Origin of the sequence: Bosea vestrisii, assembly GCF_030144325.1 — a bacterium.
Classification (GTDB): domain Bacteria; phylum Pseudomonadota; class Alphaproteobacteria; order Rhizobiales; family Beijerinckiaceae; genus Allobosea; species Allobosea vestrisii_A.
Genome location: NZ_CP126307.1, coordinates 4,605,628 through 4,621,521, shown reverse-complemented (window position 1 = coordinate 4,621,521; position 15,894 = coordinate 4,605,628). Strand labels below are relative to the sequence as shown.

13 protein-coding genes are annotated in these 15,894 nt (G+C 67.2%); 2 read left to right on the top strand and 11 right to left on the bottom strand.

The genetic code is table 11. The features are described from left to right. Positions 1-2: 2 nt before the first annotated feature. The 7 genes from QO058_RS22680 to QO058_RS22650 all read right to left on the bottom strand — a co-directional run bounded on the left by QO058_RS22680 (position 3) and on the right by QO058_RS22650 (position 8,802). The gene (locus tag QO058_RS22680; RefSeq protein ID WP_284168481.1) at positions 3-1,295 is read right to left on the bottom strand and encodes a M16 family metallopeptidase; all 1,293 of its coding nucleotides are present in this window, start codon (positions 1,293-1,295) and stop codon (positions 3-5) included. Between the two features lie 52 nt (positions 1,296-1,347). Beyond that, positions 1,348-2,658 (bottom strand): M16 family metallopeptidase, encoded by a 1,311-nt coding sequence (locus QO058_RS22675; protein ID WP_284168480.1) that lies wholly within the window; start codon positions 2,656-2,658, stop codon positions 1,348-1,350. A gap of 141 nt (positions 2,659-2,799) precedes the next feature. Further along, entirely contained in the window at positions 2,800-3,456 is a 657-nt protein-coding gene (locus QO058_RS22670; protein ID WP_284168479.1) for a hypothetical protein, read from the bottom strand. 159 nt (positions 3,457-3,615) lie between these two features. Then, the gene (gene lspA / locus QO058_RS22665; protein WP_284172997.1) at positions 3,616-4,104 is read right to left on the bottom strand and encodes a signal peptidase II; all 489 of its coding nucleotides are present in this window, start codon (positions 4,102-4,104) and stop codon (positions 3,616-3,618) included. A gap of 8 nt (positions 4,105-4,112) precedes the next feature. Continuing rightward, entirely contained in the window at positions 4,113-7,106 is a 2,994-nt protein-coding gene (gene ileS, locus QO058_RS22660) for an isoleucine--tRNA ligase (RefSeq protein WP_284168478.1), read from the bottom strand. A gap of 186 nt (positions 7,107-7,292) precedes the next feature. Next, the gene (locus QO058_RS22655) at positions 7,293-8,276 is read right to left on the bottom strand and encodes a bifunctional riboflavin kinase/FAD synthetase (RefSeq protein ID WP_284168477.1); all 984 of its coding nucleotides are present in this window, start codon (positions 8,274-8,276) and stop codon (positions 7,293-7,295) included. A 79-nt stretch (positions 8,277-8,355) separates the two neighbouring features. Further along, the gene (locus tag QO058_RS22650; protein ID WP_432211970.1) at positions 8,356-8,802 is read right to left on the bottom strand and encodes a MaoC family dehydratase; all 447 of its coding nucleotides are present in this window, start codon (positions 8,800-8,802) and stop codon (positions 8,356-8,358) included. 278 nt (positions 8,803-9,080) lie between these two features. Here QO058_RS22650 and QO058_RS22645 point away from each other — a divergent pair, with 278 nt between their 5' ends. After that, positions 9,081-9,464, top strand: a complete 384-nt coding sequence (locus QO058_RS22645) for a response regulator (RefSeq protein WP_126113555.1) — start codon at positions 9,081-9,083, stop codon at positions 9,462-9,464. Between the two features lie 4 nt (positions 9,465-9,468). Here the strand turns inward: QO058_RS22645 and QO058_RS22640 are convergent, their stop codons facing one another. The 3 genes from QO058_RS22640 to QO058_RS22630 all read right to left on the bottom strand — a co-directional run bounded on the left by QO058_RS22640 (position 9,469) and on the right by QO058_RS22630 (position 13,186). Then, positions 9,469-10,326 carry a TIGR01459 family HAD-type hydrolase gene (locus QO058_RS22640; RefSeq protein WP_284168476.1) on the bottom strand — a complete coding sequence of 286 codons (858 nt, stop codon included), beginning with the start codon at positions 10,324-10,326 and terminating at the stop codon, positions 9,469-9,471. 82 nt (positions 10,327-10,408) lie between these two features. After that, entirely contained in the window at positions 10,409-11,851 is a 1,443-nt protein-coding gene (locus tag QO058_RS22635) for an EAL domain-containing protein (RefSeq protein ID WP_284168475.1), read from the bottom strand. Between the two features lie 147 nt (positions 11,852-11,998). Beyond that, positions 11,999-13,186, bottom strand: coding sequence for a tetratricopeptide repeat protein (locus QO058_RS22630; RefSeq protein WP_284168474.1), 1,188 nt, complete (start codon positions 13,184-13,186; stop codon positions 11,999-12,001). Between the two features lie 774 nt (positions 13,187-13,960). Here QO058_RS22630 and aptA point away from each other — a divergent pair. Beyond that, positions 13,961-15,301, top strand: coding sequence for an omega-aminotransferase AptA (aptA, locus tag QO058_RS22625; protein WP_284168473.1), 1,341 nt, complete (start codon positions 13,961-13,963; stop codon positions 15,299-15,301). A gap of 66 nt (positions 15,302-15,367) precedes the next feature. On the opposite strand, the gene QO058_RS22620 is transcribed toward aptA, so the two are convergent. Beyond that, a complete protein-coding gene (locus tag QO058_RS22620; RefSeq protein ID WP_284168472.1) occupies positions 15,368-15,862 on the bottom strand; it encodes a peptide deformylase in 495 nt (164 codons plus the stop codon). Positions 15,863-15,894: the final 32 nt, after the last annotated feature.

Below are 15,894 nucleotides of genomic sequence, written 5' to 3'. Positions count from 1 at the left end.
CCTCAGACCAGCCCGACCGGCCGGCCGACCGCCTGGACGAGCAGCTTGCCCTCGCCGAACAGGCGCTGCGCGACGCGCCGGACATCGGCCAGGGTCACCGCGGCGAAGCGCTGGTTGCGCGTCTCGACGAAGTCCGGCTGCTCGCCGCGGATCGCGAGGCCGAGCAGTTCGCCGGCGATCTTCGGCGAGGTGTCGAAGCGCAGCGAATAGGAGCCGATCAGATAGCGCTTGGCCTCCTCGACCTCATGCTCGCTCGGCCCTTCGCTCACGAGCTTGGCGATCTCCGCGCGGATCACGCTCATCGATTCGGCAACGCGGTCATTGCGGGTCGAGGTGCCGCCGACGAGGAAGCCGGTCTGGCGCAGCGGCATCAGGCTGGACGACACGCCATAGGCGAGACCGCGCTTCTCGCGGACTTCCATGAACAAGCGCGAGGTGAAGGCCGAGCCGCCGAGGATATGGTTCAGAACGGTCGCGGTGATGAAGTCGGGATCGTTCCACATTACGCCGGGACCAACGAAACGCAGCACGGTCTGCGGCACATCGAGATCGAGCACATGCGTCTGCCCGAGATCGCCGATCGGCAGCGGAGCAGCTGGCTGGGCGCGTGGCGTGCCGGCCGGCAGCCCCCCGAACAGGGCGTCGAGCCGCACCGCCAGCTCGGCCGCGGTGATGGCGCCGACCGCAACGACCTTCAGCCCGCCACGGGTGAAGAGGTCGCGCGTCAACGCCTTCAGCCCCGCCGGCTGCAGGGAGCCGACGCTGGCGACGTCGCCGCGCTCGGGCCGGCCATAGGCATGGCCGGGGAAGGCCGCGGCGAAGAGCGCGTTGCGGCAGATCACGTCGGGATTCTGCGCCTGGCGCTGCAGTCCGGCGATCACCTGCGCCTTGACGCGCGCCACCGCCTCAGCGTCGAAGCGCGGCGCGTTGAGGGCGAGGCCGAGCAACTCGAAGGCGACCTCGCGATGCTGCGACAGGGTCTGGAGCTGGCCGTGGAAATCATCGCGGCGGGCGTCGAAGGAGAGGTTGATCGCGTGGTCTGCGAGGCGGCCCTGGAACGCCTCGGCGTCGAGATCACCGGCGCCCTCGTCGAGCAGGCCTGAGACCAGATTGGCGCTGCCGGCAGCATCGGCCGGGTCGCGATTGGCGCCACCGTCGAAGGCGAAGTCGAGCGCGAGCAGCGGCAGGCTGTGCTCCTCGACCAGCCAGGCCTCGACGCCGCAGGCAGCGGTGACGCGCTGGACGGTGAGCGAGGGGCCGGGAGAGGCGACGGCGGGGGCAAGCGAAACGGTCATCAGCAATCCTCGATGGCAGCTCTGCGCTGCCCGTAATGGCTTGGTCGAAGCGTCAGGCAGCGGCCGGCAGCAGCAGGCCGGTGACCGAGCGGTCGGGCTTGAGATAGCGCCTGACCGCCTCGGTGACCTGCTCGCGCGTCACCGCCTCGACGCGCTGCGGCCAGAGCAGCACGTCCTCGACCGTCTCGCCGACGGCGAGCGAGGCGCCGAAGATGCGGGCGAGCGAGGACTGGCTGTCCCGAGCGAAGACCGTCTCGGCGACGAGGCGGGTGCGGGCGCGGGTGAGCTCGAGCTCGGTCGGCCCTTCCGCGATGAAGGCGGCGAGCGCGACGTCCAGCCCGGCTTCGAGCGCCGTCATCTCGACGCCCGGGCGCGGGCTGACCGAGAGCTGGAAGGTCGAGCGATCGACCATCGAGCCCATGAAATAGGCGCCGGCGCCGGCGGCAAGCTCCTGCTCGACGCAAAGCTTGCGATAGAGCCGCGAGGTCGTGCCACCGCCGAGGATCTCGGCCGCGAGCTCGAGCGCGAAGGCCTCGTCGCGCTCAGCCGAAACATAAGTCGGCGCCAGCCAGGCCCGGCGCAGCGAGGGCTGCTGCACGCGCGGGTCGTTGAGCACGACACGCCGGGCCGCACGCGGCTCCGGCTCGGCCGGGCGCTTGCGGCGCGGGGCCTCGCCGCGGGCCGGGATTACGCCATAGGTTTCCTGTGCCAGGGCCAGCACCTGCGCCGGCTCGACATCGCCGGCAACCACCAGGATGGCGTTCTCCGGCGTATAGAAGCGCTGGTAATAGGCGAAGGCGTCGTCGCGGGAGAGTTCCTCGATCTCGTGCTCCCAGCCGATGACCGGCGTACCATAGGGGTGGTGGACATAGAGCGCGCTGGAGAACTCCTCGCCGAGCTGGGCGGCGGGGTCGGCATCGACGCGCATGCGCCGCTCTTCCAAGACGACATCGCGCTCGGGCGCGACCACACTCTCGTCGAAGGCGAGGCCGGTCATCCGGTCGGCCTCGTAATCCATCATCGCGCGCAGATGTTCCTTGGGCACGCGCTGGAAATAGGCGGTGTAGTCATAGGAGGTGAAGGCGTTCTCCTGGCCGCCATAGCCCGCGACGATCTTCGAGAATTCGCCCGCCGGCCATTTTGCCGTGCCCTTGAACATCAGGTGCTCGAGGAAATGGGCGATGCCCGATTTGCTGGCCGGATCATCGCCGGAGCCGTTGCGATACCAGACCATATGGGTGACGACGGGCGCGCGATGGTCTGGTGCGACGACGATCTCGAGCCCGTTGGCGAGGCGGAAGGATTCGATCGGGCTGGCCGCGTTGCCGGACGGAACCTGGCCGGGCGGGGTATGGACCGTCATGATCGGATGAGGCTCCTGCGCGAATGGCGGCTTGATAGCAATCCGGCCCGGGCCCGCAAGGACCCGAGCCGGGAAAAGGCTCGTTCATAGATAGGTCGGCTGCGCCGGAAAACCAACGCGGCGCGGAACGATGGCTTGAGCCTACTCGTAGACCTTCTGGCCGGTGAGGAATTCGCGCTGGCCGACCGCCTGCTTGTCCTCGCGTGGGCCGGAGGCGCCCGGACCGAGAGCTGCCGTGCCGGCAGGGCGACGATAGCCGGTCGGCGGCTCGTGCAGATAGCGGCGCGAGGGTTCGGTGCCGTATTCGAGGTTGGAGGTATCGGTCTGGGCCTGGCGGGCCGCCATCTCGCGGCCGATACGGATCGGTGCGATCTGGTTGTTGCCGGTGTTGTGATCCGGAACGATACCTTCTGGTCCGTTCGTACGACCGGTGACGCGCCCGCGCCGAAGCTCTTCCTGCGACAGCAGCGGCCTGGTGTTGGCGCGATAGGATTCAGTGTTCGAGAACAGGATGTTGGAACTGTCGCGCTCGGCCTTGCGGCGGGCAACGTCCGGATCATCCGGCCAGGCGGCGCTACGGTTCGCGGCAGCCTCCTGCGGCTTGGGCAGGGACGAGGACGGCGGCACGACCAGCGGCGCGCGCTGCTTATACTCGATGTCCGCCTTGTCGGTGCCGAACAGGCCGAGCCCATTCACCAGGTTCTTGAAGAGCATGCCTTCCTGGGCGAAAGCAGGGGTCGTCGCCAGCAACAGGCCGCCCGCGAGCAGCATGCGCGAAGCGCGGATCCGATAAGCCATCTCACCTCTCCGTAGGAATGTCGGTCGCTGTCATGGAGCAGCGGCGCGGCAAAAGCATGGCGGGCCTTTTAACCCATATCCGGCAAAATCGGGAGCCCTTTTGCCGGAATGACGTAAATGGCCTGTGGCCAGCCGGTTTGCAGGCGGCCACAGCGCTGTTCAGGCGGATTTCGAACGGTCCGCTCCCGGCCGCAGCGACTCGTAGAGCAGTCCGAGCACGCCGAAGACGATCGCCGCGTCGGCGATGTTGAAGATGTACCAGCTGAAGCTGCCGACATGAAAATGCACGAAGTCGACGACTGCGCCGTAGACGATGCGATCGAGCCCATTGCCGAGTGCGCCACCGATAATGAGCGCCAGGCTCACCACCGTCAGCCGATCCCCTGTCCGCCACATCCAGCGCCAGAGCCAGATCGCCGCGACGATGGAGAGCACCACGAGCGCCCAGCGGCCGATATCGGTCGATTGCTGGAACAGGCCGTAGGAGATGCCGCGGTTCCAGGCGAGCACGATCTCCAGGAAGGAGGCGAGCTGGAACGGCCCCTCCTCGGCAAGGCGTGCGCCGAAGAGCAGCCAGAGCTTCAGCGCCTGGTCGAGCACGAAAGTCAGCGCGACGATCCAGACGCCGAGGCGACGCGCCGGCGTCATCTCGGTCTTCATGCCGCGCGCCCGAGCTCGCGCAGCGCCTTGGCGTCGCGCGGCGTCACCTCGGGGAAACCCGGCTCGGCCGTGGCCGGATCGAAATACTTCCAGGAGCGGGCGCATTTGATGCCCGAGGCCCGTGTCGGCACGACCGCGACGCCAGGCACGTCCGGCAGGCGGAAGGCATCGGCCGGCCCCTCCCCGTCCGCGATCTTCGCACCGGAGGTGATGCAGATCTCGGCAAGGTCGAGCCCGCTTAGTGCCGCGCGCAGATCAGGATCGGCGATGTGGACGATCGACGCAGCCTCGAGCGAGGAGCCGATGCGCTTGCCGGCGCGCTCCAGCTCGAGCGCGCCGGTGACGACGCGGCGCACGCGGCGAACCTTGGCCCAGCGCTCGGCCAGCTCGGGGGCGAGCCAGGCCTCATCCGCCTTGGCGAAGAGCTCGAGATGGACGGAAGCCTCGCCGGTCCTGGCGTCCGGATAGCGTTCGAGCCAGGCTTCTTCCGCGGTGAAGACCAGGATCGGCGCGAGCCAGGTCGTCAGGCAGCGGAAGAGATGATCAACCACGGTCAGCGCGCTCTTGCGGACATGGCTGGAGCGCGGATCGCAGTAGAGCGCGTCCTTGCGGACGTCGAAATAGAAGGCCGAGAGCTCGGTGTTCATGAACTGCGAGAGCAGGGTCACGACCTTCTTGTAGTCATAGGTCCGGTAGGCTTCCTCGACCTGCGGGCCGAGCTCGGCGAGGCGATGCAGCATCAGCCGCTCCAGCTCCGGCATCGAGGCCGGCTCGGAGATGCGGATCGCCTCGTCGAAATGGGCGAGCGTGCCGAGCATCCAGCGCATGGTGTTGCGCAGCTTGCGATAGGTCTCGACGAAGGTCTTGAGGATCTCCTTGCCGATGCGCAGATCGTCGGAATAGTCGGCAGCCGCCACCCAGAGGCGCAGAATGTCGGCGCCGCTGTCCTTGATGATGTCCTGCGGGGCGGTGACGTTGCCCTTCGACTTCGACATCTTCTCGCCCTTCTCGTCGAGGCAGAAGCCGTGGGTCAGCACCACGTCGAAGGGCGCGCGGCCACGCGTGCCGCAGCTCTCCAGCAGGCTCGAATGGAACCAGCCGCGATGCTGGTCCGAGCCTTCCAGATACATCACCTTGTCGCGGCCGCCATCGACGACGCGATGGGTCTTGAGATCGGCGCGCTTCTCCAGCGTGAAGGCGTGGGTCGAGCCGGAATCGAACCAGACATCGAGCACGTCGGTGACACGCTCGTACTTGGCTGGGTCATAGCCATGGGGCTTGAGGAAACGAGCGCCGTCGGTGTCGGTGAACCAGGCGTCGGCGCCCTCCTGCTCGAAGGCTTCGGCGATCGCGGCGTTGACCTTCGGGTCGAGCAGGATCTCCTTGCTCTCCTTCTCGACGAAGACGGTGATCGGCACGCCCCAGGCGCGCTGGCGCGAGACCACCCAGTCCGGCCGGTTGGCGATCATTCCGTTGATGCGGTTCTCGCCGGCGGCGGGAACCCACTGCGTCTGCTTGATCGCGCTCAGCGCCCGATTGCGCAGCGTGTCGGCATTGCCGCCGGCTGTCGGCGCGGGGGCCTCCAGGTCGGGGGCGCCCGCCTCGCCATAGGGCTTGTCCATGGCGATGAACCATTGCGGCGTGTTGCGGAAGATCACCGGCTTCTTCGAGCGCCATGAATGCGGGTATTGGTGCTTGAGGCGGCCGCGCGCGACGAGATTGCCCGAGGCAGCCAGTGCCTTGATCACGACCTCGTTGGCGTTGCCCTTCTCGCCCTTGTCGGTGATGACCTGTGCGCCCTCGAAGCCCGGAGCCTCCTTGGTGAAGCGGCCATCGGCGTCGACGGTGTAGGGGATGCGTGTCTCGATGCCGCGCTCGGCCAGCATGCGGCCATTGGCCGTCCAGACGTCGAAGTCCTCGCGGCCATGGCCCGGCGCGGTGTGGACGAAACCGGTACCGGCATCGTCGGTGACATGGTCGCCGTCGAGCAGGGGCACGTCGAACTCGTAGCCGTGGCCGCGCAGCGGATGGGCGCTGGCGAGGCCGGCGAGATCGCTCGCAGCAACATCGCGCACCAGCTCATACGCCTCGACCTTGGCGGCCTTGAACACCGACTCGGCGAGGTTCTTGGCCAGCACATAGCTCGCCCCGACCTTGGCCCAGTTGCCTTCCGGAGCAGCCGTGATCCGGTAGAGGCCGTAGGCGATCTTGTTGTGGAACGAGATCGCGCGGTTGCCCGGGATCGTCCAGGGCGTCGTCGTCCAGATCAGTACCGCCGCGCCGGCGAGCGTGCCGGAACCGAGCACCGGAAACGCGGCGAAGATCGTGTCGCTCGTATGCTCCTCGTATTCGACCTCGGCCTCGGCGAGCGCGGTCTTCTCGACCACCGACCACATCACCGGCTTGGAGCCGCGATAGAGCTGGCCGTTCTGCGCGAACTTCATGATCTCGCGGGCGATCTGCGCCTCGGCGCCATAGGCCATGGTCAGGTAGGGATCGTCCCAGTCGCCCTCGACGCCGAGGCGCTTGAACTCGTTGCGCTGGATATCGACCCATTTCTCGGCGAAGACGCGGCATTCCTTGCGGAACTCGACGACCGGGACATCGTCCTTGTTCAGGCCCTTGGCGCGGTACTGTTCCTCGATCTTCCACTCGATCGGCAGGCCGTGGCAGTCCCAGCCCGGCACATAGTTCGAGTCGTAGCCGAGCATCTGCTGCGAGCGCGTCACCAGATCCTTCAGCACCTTGTTCAGCGCATGGCCGATATGGATGTTGCCGTTCGCATAAGGCGGGCCGTCATGCAGCACGAAGCGGTCGCGGCCTTTGCCGGCCTCGCGCAGCTTGCGGTAGAGGTCCATCTTGGCCCAGCGGGCGAGCAGCTCGGGCTCGCGCTGCGGCAGCCCGGCGCGCATCGGGAACTCCGTCTGCGGCAGGAACAGCGTCTGCGAATAGTCGGTCGTTTCGGGCTTTTCGGCGGTCTTGTCGGTCATGATCCGGCTCGGTGCGGATGGCGGCTCGGCACGCGGCGCGCCCATCCTGGAATGTCACGAGGAAGCGATCGTCGTCCCGGCCTGCGCAAACGCCCGCGCATCAGCGCAGGGCGGCAGCCGGGCCGGTAATTCGCCGAAGCAGAACAAGGTGCGGAGCGGACATCAGCGGCTTCTAGCAAAGCCTCGTCAGGGAAGGAAGGCCGGCGTTTTCGCCAGGATGTCGCGCGCGCTCGCGCTGTCGGCATCCATCTGCACGATCAGTGCCTCGAGCGTATCGAACTTCGCCTCACCGCGCAGAAAGGCGACGAAGGCGACATCGACGGTCTTGCCATAGAGATCGCCGGAAAAGCCGAAGACGAAGGTTTCGAGCCGGGGCGCGCCGTCGTCGAAAGTCGGGCGACTGCCGAAGCTGGCGACGCCATCGCGCCAGACACCGTCGATCTTCATCCGGACCGCATAGATGCCGAAGCGCAGGCGACACTCGCGGGACAGATGCATATTTGCGGTGGGATAGCCGAGATCGCGGCCGCGCTTGTCGCCATGGGCGACCTCGCCGCGCACGAACCAGGGCCGGCCGAGCAGAGCCGCGGCATGGCCAATATCGCCGGTTTCGAGCGCAGCGCGTACGAGGGTCGAGGAAACCGGCTCACCCTGGAAGGCGAAAGGCGGGACGACAGCGACGGGAATACCGGCATGGCCGGCGCGCGCCTGCAGCATTTCGGGCGAGCCGGTGCGGCCCTTGCCGAAATGGAAGTCGTAGCCGCAAACGAGACCGGCAGCGCCGAGCTGGCCGAGCAGCAGTTCATCGACGAAAGCTTCCGCCGGGATGCCGGCGATTGCGCGATCGAAGGGGATGATGAAGCTGGGCGAGAGCCCAAGGCCGGCGAGGAGCGCGACCTTGATCGGCTCAGGCGTCAGCCGGAAGACGGGCTGATCCGGCCGGAACACGGTGCGCGGATGCGGCTCGAAGGTCAGCGCCGCGGCGCTGGTCCCCTGCTCCGCCGCCATCTCGCCGGCGACGCGCGCGAGCTCGGCATGGCCGCGATGGACACCGTCGAAATTGCCGAGCGCCAGCACGCGGCCGCGCAGGTCGGCCGGTATCGGCTTGCCGGGTTCGAGGACGAAGACGGGCTGCGCAACGGATCGCGGCGCGTCGAAAGATGAGGTCATGGAACGCAAGGTCGGCGCCGGGAAGCCCCGGCTAGGGCCGTGTTTGGCCCCAAGCAACGGTGAGCGTCAAGGCCGGACCTCAGCCCTTTGCCACCGCACGCGGCAACGCCACCCAAGCCTCGCCTTCCAGCACGGCCTTGCCGTCGACCAGGCATTCGCAGAACAGCCGGGCACGGCGGCGCTCGGCCACGAGCTCGACCACTTCGACGCTGGCGGTGACGACATCGCCGATCTTCACTGGCGCGAGGAAATTGAGTGTCTGCGAGAGATAGACCGCGCCCGGCCCCGGCAGACGCGTGCCGAGCAGGGCCGAGACCAGGCTCGCGGTCAGCATGCCATGGGCGATGCGCTGGCCGAACTTGGTCGAGGCGGCATAGCGATCACAGAGATGGATCGGATTGGCGTCACCCGAGAGATCGGCGAAGAGCGAGATATCACGCTCCATGACGGTGCGCATCAGGCTCTCGCGCTGCCCGACGACCAGATCCTCGAAGGCGTGAACTTGATAGAGCGTGCTCGCCATCATCGGTCAGCTCTCGCAACTGCAGCACGGCGGAGGACCGCCTGCATCCGGGGTTGAGTAGGGAAGGTCTCACAGTTCGCTGCACCGCACCATTGAACTTTGGTGCCTGTTGGGTCGTTCTGATCTCCCCCAAAGGTCGTATGCCGCTAGGTCACTCCGCGACCGGGTTAACGGCTTTGAAACGTCGCCGGCCTATCACAGTTGACCAAAGGTCGCCTCTCTGCGAGAGCGGCCCGCGTCGGCATCGTCGGCGCCGCGGACTACTTGCTTGGAGCGCCGTCATGGCTGTCGATCCGTCAATGCCGATCCTGGTAGTGGACGACTATCAGACGATGGTGCGGATCATCCGTAACCTCCTGAAGCAGCTCGGCTTCGAGAATGTCGACGACGCTTCCGACGGCACTGCCGCGATCGCCAAGATGCGCGACAAGAAGTACGGGCTGGTGATCTCGGACTGGAATATGGAGCCGATGACCGGCTACGAGTTGCTACGCCAGGTCCGCAACGAGGACGCCATCTCCGAGACGCCATTCATCATGGTGACGGCGGAATCGAAGACCGAGAACGTCATCGCCGCCAAGAAGGCCGGCGTGAACAACTATATCGTCAAGCCGTTCAACGCGCAGACGCTGAAATCGAAGATCGAGGCGGCCTGCGCCGCCTAAGCTTTTACCAGGCCAGATGCGGCATGGCGTAATCGGGCTGGTGGCTCTGCCGGCTGAACCAGTCTTCCAGCGCCTCCTCCGACAAGCCCGCCATCTCGCCGGCATGGATGCCGGCCACACACATCAGCGAATCAAGCCCATATCCGACTGCGCCGGCGATGTCGGTGCGGATCGCGTCGCCGACCGCCAGGATGCGTGCCTTTTCGACCGTCTCGCCGCGCAATTCCTGGCCGAGACGGATGGCGAGGTCATAGATCGGCGCATGCGGCTTGCCGGCATAGATCGCCTTGCCGCCAATCTTTTCGTAAGCGACAGCCAGTGAACCGGCGCAAGGGACGATGCGCCCGCCGCGATCGACCACGAGATCCGGATTGGCGCAGATCAGCGTCAGGTCACGGCGAGCGAAATCGGCGAGCTGACCGGCGTAGCTCTCGGCCGTCTCGGTCTCGTCGTCGAACAGGCCGGTGCAGACGACATAGTGTGCCTCGCCCGGCCCGACGCGCGGCGCATCGAGCCCGGCCATCAGCGGCAGATCGCGCGGCGGGCCGAGATGATAGAGCGGCTCGCCGGCGCGGTGGGCGATCAGGTCGCGCGCGACGTCGCCGGAGGTGACGATCGCGTCGAAGGTATCGCCGGGGACACCGAGCTTGCCGAGCTGGACCGCGATCTCGGAGCGCGGGCGCGGCGCATTCGAGACCAGCACGACAGTGACCCCGCCCGCCCGCATCCTTGCCAGGGCATCACAGGCCGCAGCGAAGGGCGCAACGCCGTTATGGACCACGCCCCAGATATCGCACAGGCAAAGCTCGTACTGACCGATGACGGACGAAACCCCGGACAGAAGGCGGGTCGATGACGGCACGGGGAAACTCCTGTCGGACAAGCGCCGCCTGTTTACGCGGCTTCGCCGGCGCGGGCCAGTGCTTCCGCCCTCACGGAAAGGTTCAAGCGGTGGCGCGGCGCAGGATGTCGCGGAAGGGCACGCGCTTCACGACAGGCGGCGATGCCAGGGCGGGATGCTCCACCACTTCGGCGGATGCGGGCGGCGGGACTGGAACGGCGGAAGCCTGAGCAGCCTCCGGCTGCGGTTCGGCGAAGACCTCGGGGCGGACCGGTCGTGGCGGCGAGAAGACGACGCCCTGGCCGTAAGCAATGCCAAGGTCGAGCATGTCGGCGACCATCGGATCGTCCTCGACCTCCTCGGCCACCAGCTGGATCGAGCCGCGGGCGAGCTGGACTGCGAGATCACCCACGGCGATGTCGGCAAGCTTGCCGCCGCGCGCCTCCGCCAGCAGCAACGCCGCCGGAGCCTTGACGAAGCGCACGCCGCGATCGTGCAGTGAAATCGGATCGAAGCGCAGGTCCGAGACATGGTCGAGCGCGAAGCGCACGCCATTGGCCGACATGGCGCCGAGTAGCCCGAGGCTCGCCGGCTCCAGCGACCTGAAGACCCGCTGCGGCATCTCGATGACGAGATTGCCGATATGCTCGTGGTATTTTTCCAGGATCCGCGACAACGCCGCCAGGGCGCGGGATGAACCCCAGGTCGCCGCGCTGAAATTGCAGGCGACGAAGAGCTCGCCCGGCTTGCCGCCGAGGTGACGGGCTATGGCAAGGGCGCGCGTCAGGACGAGCGCATCGAGCGTCGGCCCGAAGCCACGCTCCTCGACCGTAGTCAGGAACTCGGAGGGCAGCAGCAACGTCTTCTCGTCGAGCCGCAGTCTGACCAGCGCCTCGTAACCGCGGGTCCGGCGCTGCGGCAGGCTGACGATAGGCTGGAGATGGACTTCGACCTGCCCCTTGGCCAGCGCTTCGCTGATCAGGGCGGCGCGCTCCTCGGCGGCCCGAAGCCGCGCGGCCTCGGTCGGGTCCTGCCGGCTCGCGGTCAGGGGCTCCGGAATGCGGGGCTCGGTCCGCTCGGGCGTAAACGCCACGAGACGCGCCGGCTGCGGCTGTGGATTGGCGAGCCGCCCCTCGATCCGGCTGAGCTGGTCGTCATGCTCGCCCAGCGTCGTTGCGACCTGTTGCAGGAGATCGCCAAGCAGGCCTACCTCGGCCGTCAGCTCGTGGAGCATCGCCTTGGCGGGCGCAGCATCAGCCTCGGCCATCGGCAGCTGGTCGAAGCGCTTCGCCATCGTATCGACGCGGATGGCATTGGTCGCGAGACGGACCTTGACCTCGCCGATCGCCGCAAGCAGCTGCTCGCGCTCCTGCGTCCGGCCCCGACGCGCGAGAGCCGCGGCCCCGGCAAGACCGAGCCCTGCACTCAGGAGGCCGATCGCGTTGGCGAGATTCCCCGGCAGCAGCAAAATGGCGGCGGCGCCCAGCGAAAAGCCGGCGACGCCGCTGGCGGCCGGAGAGAGAGCGCTGAGGCGGATGCGAGCCAAGGGCTGAAATCGCGCAAGGGGTTGAAGGGGAACGCGACGCTACGAATCAGCTGCGACCAGCACAGGATAGCGGCCGGATTCATCGCCTGCGAGGCCCTTCGTCGAATCTCGCGGGCGCATCCAGAGGAGTTCACAGGATATCTTGCCCTAGCGGGGCTGCAGGCCGATCTGCCCGATGGCGGCGAGGATGCGGTCGCTGGCAGCCGGGGAAAACCCCTTGCGGGTCAGATAGAGCCGCGCATCGAGGGCAAACAGCGGCTCAACCTGCCCGAGCAGCCGCAGGACCTCCGCCAGATCGACACGATCGTCGGCGGCAGCGCTCGCCACGGCGCGCCCGATCAAGCCGAGGGGGGTCTCGTCCGACTTGATCAAGGCAGCCTGGGTCTCGGCCAGCTTGTCGGCGCCGGTCAGATGAGCGGCCAGGAACAGGTAGATATCGTACCAGGACGGGCGGCCAATGCTCAGGGCGACGGCGCGCTCGAGCAGCGGCAACCCTTCTGCCGCCCGATCGAGCTGGACATAGCGCGCGCCGAGATCCGCCATGATGTCGGGATCGTAAGGGTTGCGCGCCAGAGCCTCCCGGCCCGACTTGAGCGCCTCTTCCGTCATGCCGCGCAGAAACTGCGCCTCCATCATCGCCTGATGCGCGCGTGCACTCACCGGCGCCAGTCTCACCGCATTGACTGCGGCGGCAAGAAGGCGATCGAGCGGCGAGCCGGAACGAACGTTCAGGCCGGAGGCGTATTCGTCGGCGGTGAGCAGCGCCAGATGCGACCAGGCCGGGTGGAATTCGGGATCGCGCGCGATGAGCGCATCGAGGCAGTTGCGGGCAGCGAGGTGGTCTTCGGCCCGCATGTGCCGGCGGACGTTGAGCGCCTGATAGATACAGCTGGTCGCGGGCGGCAGCGTGGCCAGCCTGAGGTCGGCATGCAGGATGCCGTAAGGCTGGACGAGCCGGATCGCCAGCCGCTGCGCCATTTCGCGCAGTTCCGAACCGTCACCGAGTGCGGCAAGGCTGCGCTCGCCGGACGTCGTCCAGACGATGCGGCCGTCCTTTGCAGCACTGAGCCGCACGAAGCCCTCGATCTTGTCGCCGGCCCGCGCAGTGTTGAGGGTCAGGACATAATCGGCCCCATCCTCTGGCCGCAGCGCCGTGCCGGGTGTCTTGACCACGAGCAGGTCGTCGAAACGGGCCATGGTGTCGACGAGATGGCGCATGAACAGCCGCGCCGCATCCTCGATCGCGGGATCGGCGATGTCGCCAGCAACCACGACGGCGACCACTGGCAAGCTCGCCGCCACCGTGACCGGCTCGGCGGCGGTCTCCGACGCCATTTGCTCCGGCGCGACCGACAGGGCTGGTCGTGGCGCAAGCGCGTCCCCTTCGACATGGTCGTGCCGGGCTCCGATCCGCGCGAGAGATGCCAGGCGGCAAGCGCAATCAGAGCCGCCAGCAGCGCGATAGAGCCGGCGGCATAGAGCCGGAAGCGCGTCGGTGCGGCAACCGGCATCGCGGCCCGCCCTGCATCCGATGCCAGCCCGGTCAGCTCCGACTCGGACGCGGCGAGTCGCGTAAAGCTCGGCACATAGGCTCCGACCGCAATAGCGATCCGGACTGGATCGCGTACGCCATCAGCCGCGAAATAGAGGTTGAGCGCCTTGCGCAGCCGCCCCGCCTCGACCCGGACGATCGGATCGGATTGCGGATCGAAATCGGCGGAGCGACCAAACGCCTCGACGGCGATGGTATAGCCTTTCAGCTCGCCGGCACGGCCGGCCAGCGCCTGCTCGACGACATAGCTCAAGAAGGCGGTCAACTGCGGCGCGCTACGGAAGATATCCGACGCGAGTACGCGATCGAGCTGCGCGCGGATTTCCTCCGTCGCGATGGGCTCGGTCCCGTCCGGACAAGCGGCATCCTCGGCCATCGGGGCGTAGTCCAGTGTTACCCCCTATTGAGCCTACGCCACAAACGACGTTACGTCACCTTGCGTCAGCGAGCAGGCTGCCGCCCGCCGGGCGCAGGCATGCCCCGAGCCGATGCGGATTTACAGCCCCGACCGCGCTGCTAGGTTGAGGAAGCTTTAAAAAACTAAATGGGACCGGATCATGACCTCTGCGCCGCGCGCCATCAGCTCGCCGAACGATCTCGAAGCCTACTGGATGCCGTTCACGGCGAACCGGTCGTTCAAGCAGAATCCGCGCATGGTCGCCCGGGCCGAGGGCATGTTCTACTACACCCCCGAGGGCAAGCCGGTGATGGATGGCACGGCCGGGCTCTGGTGCTGCAATGCCGGCCATGCCCGCGAACCGATCATCGAGGCGATCCAGGCCCAGGCGCGCGAGCTCGACTACGCCCCGTCGTTCCAGTACGGCCACCCCAAGGTCTTCGCCGCCGCCGCCCGCATCGCGGCGCTGGCGCCGGGCGATCTCGACCATGTCTTCTTCGCCGGCTCCGGCTCGGAGGCGGCCGATTCGGCGCTGAAGATCGCCCTCGCCTACTGGAACGTCTCGGGCAAAGGCTCGAAGACCCGGCTGATCGGCCGCGAGCGCGGCTATCACGGCGTCGGCTTCGGCGGCATTTCGGTCGGCGGCATGGTCAACAACCGCAAGTTCTTCGGCGGACTTTTGACCGGCACCGACCATATCTCGCATACCTATGATCGCGAGAAGCAGGCCTTCAGCAAGGGCGAGCCGGAATACGGCGCCCATTTCGCCGATGATCTCGAGCGGGTGGTCGCTCTGCACGACGCCTCGACCATCGCCGCCGTGATCGTCGAGCCGATGGCCGGTTCAACGGGAGCGCTGCCGCCGCCGAAGGGCTATCTCAAGCGCCTGCGCGAGATTTGCGACAAGCACGGCATCCTCCTGATCTTCGACGAGGTCATCACCGGCTTCGGCCGCCTCGGCTTCGCCTTCGCCGCCGAGCGCTACGGCGTCATCCCCGACATGATCACCTTCGCCAAGGGCGTGACCTCAGGCACGGTGCCGATGGGCGGCGTGATCGTGCGCAAGCACATCTACGATGCCTTCATGGGCGGGCCGGACAACGTCATCGAGCTGTTCCACGGCTACACCTATTCCGGCCATCCGCTCGCCGCCGCCGCCGCGCTCGCCTCGCTCGACATCTATCGCGAAGAGGGCCTGTTCGAACGCGCCCGGGCGATGGAGGAGAGCTGGGCCGATGCGGTGATGAGCCTGAAGGGCGAGCCGAACGTTGTCGATATCCGCACGCTCGGCCTGGTCGGCGCCGTCGACCTCGCGCCGCGGGCAGAGGGCGTCGGCAAGCGCGCCTTCGAAGCGATGGACCGCCTCTTCCGCGATGAGGGCCTGATGGTCCGCACCGCGGCCGACACGATCGCCTTCTCGCCGCCGCTGATCATCACGGAGGCGCAGGTCGAGGAGCTGATCGGCAAGCTGCGGCGGGTGATCAGGGCTGTGGCGAACTGAACGGACCGGGCGTCATTCTCGGGCGAAGCGAAGCGCAGACCCGAGCATGACGCCATGCCCTCGGTGCTACCCCCGCCGCAGCTTGTTGTAGCGGGCGATCAGCCTGTCGCGCTTGAGCCGCGACAGGCGGTCGATCCAGAAGACGCCGTCGAGCTGGTCGATTTCGTGCTGATGGCAGATGGCGAGCAGGCCGTCCGCGTCCTCATTCTGCTCTGTCCCGCCGAGATCCTGATAGCGCACACGGATGCGGGCATGGCGTTCGAGCTCGTCGGTGACGCCCGGCATCGAGACGCTGCCCTCGGTATGACGGATGGTTTCGCGCGAGACCTGGTCCAGCTCCGGATTGACATAAGTGCGCACGTCTCCGGGCGTCAGCTCCAGCACGACGAGACGTGCGAGCACGCCGACATGCGGCGCCGTGATGCCGATGCCCGGTGCCGCCCGCATCGTGTCGAGCAGATCCTCGGCGAGCGCGCGCAGATCCGCATCGAAGCGCGTGACCGGAGGCGCGGGCAGTCGCAGGCGCGGGTCGGGAAAGCTCAGGATCGGACGTACAGGCATCGCAGTATTGTAGTGCGCTCCTCGATTGAAGC

Excerpts from the sequence above, each read along its gene's own strand:
- QO058_RS22680 (WP_284168481.1), bottom strand. The coding sequence starts at position 1,295 with ATGACCGTTTCGCTTGCCCCCGCCGTCGCCTCTCCCGGCCCCTCGCTC.
- QO058_RS22675 (WP_284168480.1), bottom strand. The coding sequence starts at position 2,658 with ATGACGGTCCATACCCCGCCCGGCCAGGTTCCGTCCGGCAACGCGGCC.
- QO058_RS22670 (WP_284168479.1), bottom strand. The coding sequence starts at position 3,456 with ATGGCTTATCGGATCCGCGCTTCGCGCATGCTGCTCGCGGGCGGCCTG.
- lspA (WP_284172997.1), bottom strand. The coding sequence starts at position 4,104 with ATGACGCCGGCGCGTCGCCTCGGCGTCTGGATCGTCGCGCTGACTTTC.
- ileS (WP_284168478.1), bottom strand. The coding sequence starts at position 7,106 with ATGACCGACAAGACCGCCGAAAAGCCCGAAACGACCGACTATTCGCAG.
- QO058_RS22655 (WP_284168477.1), bottom strand. The coding sequence starts at position 8,276 with ATGACCTCATCTTTCGACGCGCCGCGATCCGTTGCGCAGCCCGTCTTC.
- QO058_RS22650 (WP_432211970.1), bottom strand. The coding sequence starts at position 8,802 with ATGATGGCGAGCACGCTCTATCAAGTTCACGCCTTCGAGGATCTGGTC.
- QO058_RS22645 (WP_126113555.1), top strand. The coding sequence starts at position 9,081 with ATGGCTGTCGATCCGTCAATGCCGATCCTGGTAGTGGACGACTATCAG.
- QO058_RS22630 (WP_284168474.1), bottom strand. The coding sequence starts at position 13,186 with ATGGCGTCGGAGACCGCCGCCGAGCCGGTCACGGTGGCGGCGAGCTTG.
- aptA (WP_284168473.1), top strand. The coding sequence starts at position 13,961 with ATGACCTCTGCGCCGCGCGCCATCAGCTCGCCGAACGATCTCGAAGCC.
- QO058_RS22620 (WP_284168472.1), bottom strand. The coding sequence starts at position 15,862 with ATGCCTGTACGTCCGATCCTGAGCTTTCCCGACCCGCGCCTGCGACTG.